This is a genomic window from Sporichthyaceae bacterium (genome assembly GCA_036493475.1).
Taxonomy (GTDB): domain Bacteria; phylum Actinomycetota; class Actinomycetes; order Sporichthyales; family Sporichthyaceae; genus DASQPJ01.
Window position 1 is genome coordinate 20,164 of record DASXPS010000105.1, and the last position, 9,380, is coordinate 29,543.

The window sequence follows — 9,380 nt, forward strand, 5'->3', positions numbered from 1 at the left end:
CACACTCCGAGGGGCGCGCGGGGGGCAGATGCGGTACGGATTCGCGATCGACCAGCGGACCTGCATCGGCTGTCATGCCTGCACCGTGGCCTGCAAGACCGAGCACGAGATTCCGGTCGGTCAGTTCCGCACCTGGGTGAAGTACGTCGACTCCGGGGTCTTCCCGGACACCACCCGCGACTTCGGGGTGATGCGCTGCAACCACTGCAGTGACGCGCCCTGCGTGAAGATCTGCCCGACCAAGTCGTTGTTCGTGCGCGACGACGGCATCGTCGACTTCGACAGCTCTCGGTGTATCGGCTGCAAGAGCTGCATGCAGGCCTGCCCCTACGACGCGATCTACATCGACGAGGACACCCACACCGCGGCCAAGTGCAACTTCTGCGCCCACCGCATCGACGCCGGCTACGAGCCGGCCTGCGTGGTGGTGTGCCCCACCCACTCGATCTGGGTGGGCGACCTGTCGGATCCGAACAGCGGCATCGCCAGGCTGATCAAAACCAACGCGGTCATGGTGCGCTCTCCCGAGCAGCGCACCGGGCCCAACGTGTTCTATCTGGGCGCCGAACGCGCGGTGCTCGATCCGTTGGCGGCACCGGTTGACGCGAGCTACATCTACTCCACGCCTGACGCGCAGCGCGCGGCGATTTCCGCACACCTCCCGCGCGACGCGCAGACGATGGCCCGCACCACGCTGAACACCCCACATCCACGGCCGTGGGGGTGGCGGGTGGTCACGTACCTGTGGACCAAGGGCGTCGCTGCCGGGGTGCTGTTCCTGGTGGCTGCGGCGTTCCTCTTCGACCGCCACTTGGGCCATGTGGGCACCGTGGTCGGTCCGGCCATCGCACTGGCGGCGCTTGCGGTCACCGGCGTGCTGCTGGTGGCGGACCTCAAGCAACCGGCGCGGTTCTACTACCTGCTGACCAAACCCAATCCACGCTCGTGGCTGTTCCTCGGCTCGGTCGCGCTGGGGGCGTTCGGGGCGATGGCCGCGCTGTGGCTGGTCGTGGGCGCGATCGGGGACAACGAGGATCCTGGCTACGACAACGTGCTGAATTCGCTGTCCGTGCCGGCCATGGTGGCTGCGGTGGCGGCGGCCGGGTACACCGCGTTCCTGTTCGCGCAGGCCGAGGGCCGCGACCTGTGGCAGTCCCGGATGTTGTTCCCGCATCTGCTCGCGCAGGCGGCCATGGTCGGGGCCGGCGCGCTGGCGTTGCTCACTCCGAGCCGGGAGGTGCGGCCGGACGGCGATGAATTCATCGTGCGCTGTCTGGTGGTCGCCACCGTGCTGCACATCGGGTTCGCGATCGTCGAGTTCTACGGCAGGCACGACAGCAAACAGGCGAGCGCCGCCGCGCAGCTGGCGACGGCCGGCCCCTACGCGTCGCTGTTCCGCGGTTCGCTGCTGCTCGCGCTGGTGGCCGCCGGGATGGCGGCGTTCAGCTGGGAAGGCGAGCACCTTGGCCTGGCGGTGGCCGCGGGGATCGTCGCGCAGGTCGCGTTGCTGGGGTACGAGACCGTGTTCGTGCGGGCCGGACAGGATGTGCCGCTGTCATGACGACCGAACTCCCCGGCTTTCGCACCCACGAGCACCTGCGGAACTTCCCGCCGGTGGAAGATTGGGATCACCACGTCGAGTACGACGCGAAAGCGCACCCGCGCAAGGTGCCGCACGAGTACATGCTGGTGCCGACCACCTGCTTCAACTGCGAATCCGCCTGCGGGTTGCTTGCTTACGTGGACAAGTCCGACCTGAGCGTGAAGAAGGTCGAGGGAAACCCGGCGCATCCGGGTTCCCGGGGCCGCAACTGCGCCAAGGGCCCGGCCACCATCAACCAGGTCAACGACCCGGAACGGATCCTGCACCCGCTGCGTCGGGTCGGCGAACGCGGCGGCGGGCAGTGGGAACAGGTGTCCTGGGACGCCGCGCTGGACGACATCGCCGGGCGCATCCGCACGGCATTCGCCGAAGGTCGGTACGAGGAGGTCGCCTACCACGTGGGCCGACCCGGCGAGGACGGCTTCGCCGAGCGAGTGTTGCAGGCCTGGAACTGCGACGGGCACAACAGCCACACCCAGGTGTGCTCGTCCGGGGCACGGTTGGGTCAGGCGCTGTGGGGCGGGTTCGACCGGCCGTCCCCCGACCACGCCCACGCCAAGGTGATTCTGCTGTTCTCCAGCCACCTGGAGACCGGGCACTACTTCAACCCACACGCGCAACGGATCATGGAGGGCAAGCAGGGCGGCGCGAAGCTCATCGTGGTCGACCCGCGGCTGTCCAACACCGCCTCGCACGCGGATGTATGGATGAGTCCCTGGCCGGGCGGCGAGGCGGCCATCCTGCTCGCGGTGGCCGGGCATTTGCTGAGGACCCGTCAGATTGACGAGGCGTTCCTCGAGCGCTGGTTCAACTGGGACGTGTACCTGACCAACCGGCACCCGCAGTTGCCGGTCAGCTTCGAGAACTTCCTGGACGCGCTGGAGTCCGACTACGCCGAGTTCACCGTCGAGTTCGCGGCGGCCGAGGCCAAGGTCCCGGTCGAGCAGGTGCAGCAGATCGCCGACCTGGTGGCCGACTGCGAGGGCCGGTTGGCCGGGCACATCTGGCGTTCCGCGGCAGCGGGCAACCTGGGCGGTTGGCAGGTAGCCCGCTGTCTGTGGTTCGTGCTCGCGTTGACCGGGTCCATCGGGCAGGTCGGCGGCACCTCGCCGAACGGCTGGAACAAGTTCATCGCGCACGGCCCCGACGTGCCCGGGCACGACCACTGGAACGCGTTGGCCTGGCCCGCGGAGTACCCCCTGAGCTGCAACGAGATGTCGATCCTGCTGCCGCACTTCCTGCAGGAGGGCCGCGGGCGGATCGAGGTGTACTTCAGCCGGGTGTTCAACCCGGTCTGGACCTACCCGGACGGGTTCACCTGGCTGCGCGCGCTGCGCGACACCGACCAGGTGGGCCTGCACGTCGCGCTCACCCCGACGTGGTCGGAGACCGCCGAGTTCGCCGACTACGTCCTGCCCATGGGGCACTCCACCGAGCGGCATGACACCCAGTCCTATGAGACGCACGCGTCGAAGTGGCTGGGCTTCCGCCAACCGGTGCGTCGGGTGGCGATGGAGAAGCTCGGCATGCCGGTGGGCGACAGCCGGGACGCCAACCCCGGCGAGGTGTGGGAGGAGAACGAGTTCTGGTTCGAGCTGTCCTGGCGCATCGACCCGGACGGCTCGCTGGGCATCCGTCAGCACTTCGAGTCGCCGTACCGGCCCGGCGAGAAAATCACCGTCGAGGAGTACTACCGCTGGGTGTTCGAGAACCGGGTGCCGGGGCTGCCCGCGAAGGCCGAGGCGGCGGGCCTGACGCCGCTGGCGTACATGCGCCGGTTCGGCGTGGTCGAGGTCGCCGATTCGCTGTACCGGCAGGACGAACGCCCGCTCACCGACGCGGAACTGGACGGCGCGGAACCCGACGAGTACGGCGTGCTGCGCAAGCCGACCACGTTGGACTCGGTGCCGCCGTTGGTCGGCGAGGCCGGGTCGGTGGGCATCGTGCACGCCGACGGCTCGCGCACCGCCGGTTGGCTTACCCCGTCGCGCAAGCTCGAGGTGTACTCGGAGACGATGCGTGACTGGGGCTGGGAGGAGCACGCCACGCCCGGCTACATCCGCTCGCACGTGCATCACGCCGAGATCGACGTCAAGGCCGGGGATCTGGTGCTGGTACCGACGTTCCGGCTGCCCACGCTGATCCACACCCGGTCGGGCAACGCCAAGTACCTCAACGAGATCTCCAACACCCATCCGCTGTGGTTGAACCCGACCGACGCGGCCCGACACGGCGTGGGCACCGGCGACCTGGTGCGGTTGACGACCTCGATCGGCTACTTCGTGCCGCGGGTGTGGGTGACCGAGGCCATCCGGCCCGGCGTGTGCGCGCTGAGCCACCACATGGGCCGGTGGCGGTTGCACGACACCGAGGGCAGCCGTTGGGTGCAGGGACTGGTGGACATCACGAACCCGAACGGCCCGGACACCTTCCGGTTGCGCTACCGCGGCGGTATCGCGCCGTTCGCCTCCGACGACCCGGATTCGCAACGCATCTGGTGGTCCGACCCCGGCGTGCACCAGAACCTCGCGTTCGCCGTGCAACCCGACCCGTGGTCCGGGCAGCAGTGCTGGCTGCAGAAGGTGCGCATGTGCCGAGCAGAATCGGACGACCAGTACGGCGACGTGTGGGTGGACACCGCGCGGTCCATGGAGGTTTACCGGGAGTGGTTGGCCCGCACCCGCAGCACGCTCGGGCCCGGTGGGCAGCGACGGCCGGAGTTCTTCATGCGCCCGGTGAAGCCACGTCGGCGGGCGTTCTACGTGGACCCGGAGGCTTCATCGTGACCGGCTTGATGCATGACCTGGCGACCACGGTCTATGCGGTGGCCAGCGGCAAGGGCGGGGTCGGCAAGTCCACGGTGACCGCGAATCTGGCGGTGACACTGGCCCGGTCGGGCAAACGCGTGGGGGTGTTGGACGCGGATGTGTGGGGGTACTCGATCCCCGGCCTGTTCGGTGTGCGGGAGAACCCGCGGGTGAGCGACGGGCGCATGGTGCCGCTGCGGGCGCACGGCGTCGCGCTGATGTCGGTCGGGTTCCTGGTGCCCGACGGCGCGCCGGTGATGTGGCGCGGGCCGATGCTGCACAAGGCGTTGGAGCAATTCCTGCTCGATGTGGCCTGGGGCGAGCTCGACGTGCTGTTGCTGGACCTGCCGCCGGGCACCGGCGACATCCAGCTGTCGCTGTTGGAGTTGCTGCCGTCCGCCGCGCTGGTGGCGGTGACCACCCCGCAACCGGCCGCGCACTCAGTGGCCGCGCGGGTGGTGACCATGGCCCGGGACGCTGCGCTGCCCATCGCGGGCGTGGTGGAGAACATGAGCAGTGCCGTGTGCGATTGCTGCGGCGAGCGCACGGAGCTGTTCGGATCGGGCGGCGGAGAGCGTTTGGCGGAGTTGGCCGGGGCGCCGCTGCTCGGTCAGGTGCCCTTGGACCGGGCGGCGCGCTTGGCCGGGGACCGGGGCATGCCAGTGGTGCTCAGCGATCCTGACGCCGCGTCAGCTCGGGTGCTGGTTGATGTCGCCGCCCGGCTGCCGGTGGTGCGCCGATCGCTGATCGGACGGTCACTGCCGCTGTCCGTGGTCTGAGTCAGCGCGCCCTGCACGCGCACGGCGACCTCGGCCATGGGCTCGTGCTCCCAGACCCGGATCACCTGCCAGCCCAGCTCCTCCAGGTGTTTTGTGGTCGCGGCGTCGCGGGCGACATTGCCCGCGAGCTTGTCCGCCCACCACTGCTTGTTCGCGGCGGGGAACGTGGCGTGCTCCGGGCAGGAATGCCAGAAGCAGCCGTCCACGAACACCGCGACCTTGGCCCGGCTGAACGCCACATCGATGGTGCGCCGCTTCATGCCCGGCACCGGCAGGCCCACTCGATAGCGCAGCCCAGCGGCGTGCAGCAAGCGGCGCAGCGTGACCTCGGGTTCGGTGTGCGCGCGCGCCTGCTTGGCCATGCGCGCAGCCACGCCCGGCGTGGACGCCGGGGGCTTGGCCTCAGTAACTCTTGGGGAGCCCGAGGTCGTGCTGCGCGACATAGTTCAGGATCATCTCCCGGTTCACCGGGGCGATACGCAGCAGGCGGGCCATGCCCCAGTACGGGATCAGCCCGAACTCGGTGCTGACCCCATTGCCGCCGTGGGTCTGGATGGCGGCGTCCAGCGCGGCGATGCTCGCCTCAGCGGCGGCGTACTTGGCCATGTTCGCCGCGGAGCCGGCGGGCAGTCCATGGTCGTGCAGCCAAGCGGCCTTGGTGGTCATCAGCGCGGCCAGGTCCACTTCGATCTTGGCCTTGGCCAGCGGGTGCGCGACCCCCTGGTGGGTGCCGATCGGCTTACCCCACACCGCGCGGTCGTTGGCGTAGCGGGCGGCCTTGGCCAGCGCGTAGCGGCCCACCCCGATGCACATGGCGGCGCCGGTGATGCGCTCCGGGTTCAGGCCGTGGAAGACCTGTTCGAAGCCTTCGCCCTCGACGCCGATCAGCCGGTCGGCGGACACCCGGACCTCGTCGAAGAACAGGGTGAACTGCTTCTCCGGCATCGCGACGTCCACCGACAACGGGGTCGCCGCCAAGCCGGGGGTGTCGGTGTCCACCACGAACAGCGAGAGCTTGCCGCGGCCGGTGCGCTCGTCGATGCCGGTGCGGGTGACGACCAGGATCGCGTCCGCCTCGTCCACCCCGGAGATGTAGTACTTGGTGCCGCGCAGGATGTAGTCGTCGCCATCTCGCGTCGCGGTGGTGGAGATGTTGTGGCTGTTGGAGCCGGCGTCCGGTTCGGTGATCGCGAAGACGATCTTCGTCTCGCCGGTGGCCAGGCCGGGCAGGTACTTCTCCTTCTGGGCCGGCGAACCGAACCGGGCGATGACCTCGGCGCTGATCGCGGTGGAGACCACGATCAGCAGCAGTGGGCAGCCGGCGGCACCCATCTCCTCGCAGACGATGGCCACCTCGGACAGGCCCATCCCGCCGCCGCCGTACTCCTCCGGGATGTTCACCCCGAGAAAGCCCTGCTTGCCCATCGCCGACCACAGGTCTGTGGTGGGAGTACGGGACGCGGCGTGCTCCAGCCAGTACTCGGAACCAAATTCCCCGCAGACGGCGACGACCGCGGCTCGGAGGTCACGGTGCTCGTCGGTCGCGGTGAAGTCCATGGTTAGGCCGGCTCCAGTTCATTCCGTGCCGGGCGACCGGGACCGGCCGCGCCGGCGAAGGCCTGCGCGATCGACATCCAGTGTACGGCGTCGTTCCCGACCACCGTCAGTGCTGTGTCCGCGATGTTCTGACGCTGCGTCACCACGCGGCAGAACTCGAAGGCATCGCCGGTGACGCGGTCCGTGGCGTCCTGCGGGCCCCAGGTCCACAGCGAGCCGTCGGGCGCGGTGAGCTCGACGCGGATCGCGGCGTCCGGCAGGTCCAGGCCGCGCACCTTGTAGGTGTACGCCCGCGCGCCGATGCCGATGTGCGCCACGTGACGCAGGCGTGCGGTGGGCTCCAGGGTGATGCCGAGTGCGTCGACGATGTCCTGCCCGTGCGCCCAGGTCTCCATCACTCGCGCGGTGAACATGGACGCCACGCTCATCGACGGGCCGTACCAGGGCACCCGGTCGCCGAGGTCGAGGCTCGCAAACGCCTCGATCATCTCCGGACGGGTGCGTTCGAACCAGGCGAGCAGCTGATTACCCGTCAGGTCACGGTGCTCGGCGGCAACCCGGTCCGGGAAGTCCATCCCCGAGTTCATGTGGGCCGCGGCGATCTCCCGAAACCGGTCGGGGTCCACACAGGCCATGGTCGCGACCTCGTCGAAGAAAGCGAGGTGGCTGACGGTGTCCGCGATGGACCAGTTCGCCGCCGGGGTGGGCAGCAGCCATTGGTCGTTGCTCAACGGCTGCAGCACCTCGATCAGCGAATCCGATTCCGCGCGCAGGTCGCCCACCAGGTCCTCGACGGTCAGCGGCATCGTCGGATCTTCCCCCTCTATTCCACCGTCGCGGCGAGCAAGCTGCTCGCCCCGGCCTTGCGCAACGCGGCGAACTCGACCACCTGGGTGGCCACGGTTTGCAGTTGGAAGCGGGCGCCGTCGTCGGTACAACCCCCGTCGGCGTCGAAGATCTTCCCCGAGGAGGCGTTCACCGTCGCGCCCAGTGGCGAGGGCCAGCCGCGCAACGCGTGCACGGTGACCCGCAGACTCTGCAGCGTGGACACAGTGGCCTGCCAGCCGTACGCCACCGCGACACAGCCGACCGGCATGCCGTCCAGGTACACCCGGTCGTCGTTTCGGGTGTCCTCGATGTAGTCCAGTGCGTTCTTGATCATCCCGGACATGGACCCGTGGTAGCCGGGCGAGGCGACGATCAACGCGTCGGCGGCACGCACCGCCTGCACAAAGCGCTGGGCGCGGGGGTCCCGGTCCGGGGTCTCGGTGTCGTAAATGGGGAACATCAGGTCCCGGCTGAGGATCAGGTCCACCTCGGCGCCGGCCTCGACGGCCGCGGTCGCACAGACCCGGACGGCCGACTCCGAACCCGAGCCCGGACGCGTGGACCCGCCGATGCACAGAACTCGAACCGGTGTGATCGACATGTCCACTCCTCCTTCAGGAGATGCTACGGCGGCGGTGCCCGGCCTCATCAGGCACCGCCGCCGTATTTGATACGGCGCGTTTCAGCCGCCGAGGCTCGCGATGAAGGCCTCCATGTCGAAGTCGGCCTCCCAGTAGTGCGGGCGCAGGATCGGCAGCCCGAGTTGCACGAACACCCGGTTGTCCTCCCAGCACGTCGACTCCAGCAGGACCCGGCCGTCGGCGTCGAACTCATGGAAGGTGGACCCGATGGTGCTCAGCGTCTGCCCGCCGGTGGGCAGGCCGCGGAAGGTCGAGGCGCCCTCGATGGTCACCGACCAGTGCGTGAGCTGGTGGCCGTTGCCCTCGAAGACCTCGGTCGGAGTGAACGTGTAGGTGCCGTTCTCGCCGCTGGAGATACCGCCGAGCGCGTCGGCGAGCATCTGCGAGTCGGTGATGGTGTCGTTCTCGTGGTCGTCGACCATCGTGTGCTCGAGAGTGAAGTAGTCGGCATACAGGGCGCGCAGCGCGGCGACGTCGCTGCCCAGCGCTGTGCACCAGTTCTGCGCGTGCTCCATGCCGTTCGCGGCCTTGCGATAGACGCCGCCCTCGGCCGAGACGATCGAGGTCTTACCGGTCAGGCTCTTGGTCGGCGCCACCGGGCCGACCTGACTCAAGACCGCCGAGGCATCCCACCAGGAGGATTCGCGGGTGATCAAACCCCGCTCGTTGTATTGATGGAACGTGTGGCCTTGCGTGCTGAACGGCTTTCCGGCCACGTCCAGGCCGAGGAACATCGCGGCGTGCTCGGGGGCCCACTCCCAGCGCAGCAGCCCGGAGCGCTTGTCGCCGACGTAGGACCGGATCCGGAAGTTGTGGATGCCGATACCGGCCTCGGGGTCCTTGTTGGCGTACGGCGCGAAGTTGCGCAGCAGGTCGTCGTAGTCGTTGAGGTTGTGCTGGTCGAGCATGACGTCCTCGAACACGAAGCCGTCCCGGTTGTACAGCGCGCACACCGCTTCCGAGCTTTCGCGGAACGCCTTGAGCCACTTGATCCCGAAGTTGTAGTGCATTTGAGTTATCCTTCGCTCACGTCAACGCGGACACCGGGACGACCGCCGAACGCGTGCAATACGCCGAATCGACCGTCGTTGCGTTTATCGCGATTAACGTACTCGGATCACGCGAAACACGCAACCTCTCATGGCGTGTGGGGCTATCAGGGCAC

At 68.6% G+C, this 9,380-nt stretch carries 7 protein-coding genes and 1 pseudogene; 3 read left to right on the forward strand and 5 right to left on the reverse strand.

The annotated features are described in order from the left end of the window. The first annotated feature begins 28 nt into the window (after positions 1 to 28). The 3 genes from VGJ14_11220 to VGJ14_11230 are packed head-to-tail and all read left to right on the forward strand — an operon-like array spanning position 29 to position 5,189. Positions 29 to 1,561, forward strand: a complete 1,533-nt coding sequence (locus tag VGJ14_11220) for a 4Fe-4S dicluster domain-containing protein (protein HEY2832985.1) — start codon at positions 29 to 31, stop codon at positions 1,559 to 1,561. After that, positions 1,558 to 4,389, forward strand: a complete 2,832-nt coding sequence (locus tag VGJ14_11225) for a molybdopterin-dependent oxidoreductase (GenBank protein HEY2832986.1) — start codon at positions 1,558 to 1,560, stop codon at positions 4,387 to 4,389. The genes VGJ14_11220 and VGJ14_11225 overlap by 4 nt, the downstream gene beginning before the upstream one ends. After that, complete coding sequence (locus tag VGJ14_11230) at positions 4,386 to 5,189, forward strand: Mrp/NBP35 family ATP-binding protein (protein HEY2832987.1); 804 nt, start codon at positions 4,386 to 4,388, stop codon at positions 5,187 to 5,189. Before VGJ14_11225 ends, VGJ14_11230 begins: the two co-directional genes overlap by 4 nt. A gap of 53 nt (positions 5,190 to 5,242) precedes the next feature. On the opposite strand, the pseudogene VGJ14_11235 reads toward VGJ14_11230, so the two are convergent. From VGJ14_11235 to VGJ14_11255, 5 genes and pseudogenes are all read right to left on the reverse strand, one after another. Further along, positions 5,243 to 5,632 (reverse strand): annotated as a pseudogene (locus VGJ14_11235) (very short patch repair endonuclease). Beyond that, positions 5,592 to 6,746 (reverse strand): acyl-CoA dehydrogenase family protein, encoded by a 1,155-nt coding sequence (locus VGJ14_11240; GenBank protein HEY2832988.1) that lies wholly within the window; start codon positions 6,744 to 6,746, stop codon positions 5,592 to 5,594. Before VGJ14_11240 ends, VGJ14_11235 begins: the two are co-directional and overlap by 41 nt. A 2-nt stretch (positions 6,747 to 6,748) precedes the next feature. Then, positions 6,749 to 7,552, reverse strand: a complete 804-nt coding sequence (locus VGJ14_11245) for a TIGR03084 family metal-binding protein (GenBank protein ID HEY2832989.1) — start codon at positions 7,550 to 7,552, stop codon at positions 6,749 to 6,751. Between the two features lie 17 nt (positions 7,553 to 7,569). After that, complete coding sequence (locus VGJ14_11250) at positions 7,570 to 8,175, reverse strand: NAD(P)H-dependent oxidoreductase (GenBank protein ID HEY2832990.1); 606 nt, start codon at positions 8,173 to 8,175, stop codon at positions 7,570 to 7,572. A gap of 81 nt (positions 8,176 to 8,256) precedes the next feature. Then, on the reverse strand, positions 8,257 to 9,225 hold the full coding sequence (locus VGJ14_11255; protein HEY2832991.1) for a hypothetical protein: 969 nt from the start codon (positions 9,223 to 9,225) through the stop codon (positions 8,257 to 8,259). Between the last annotated feature and the right edge of the window lie 155 nt (positions 9,226 to 9,380).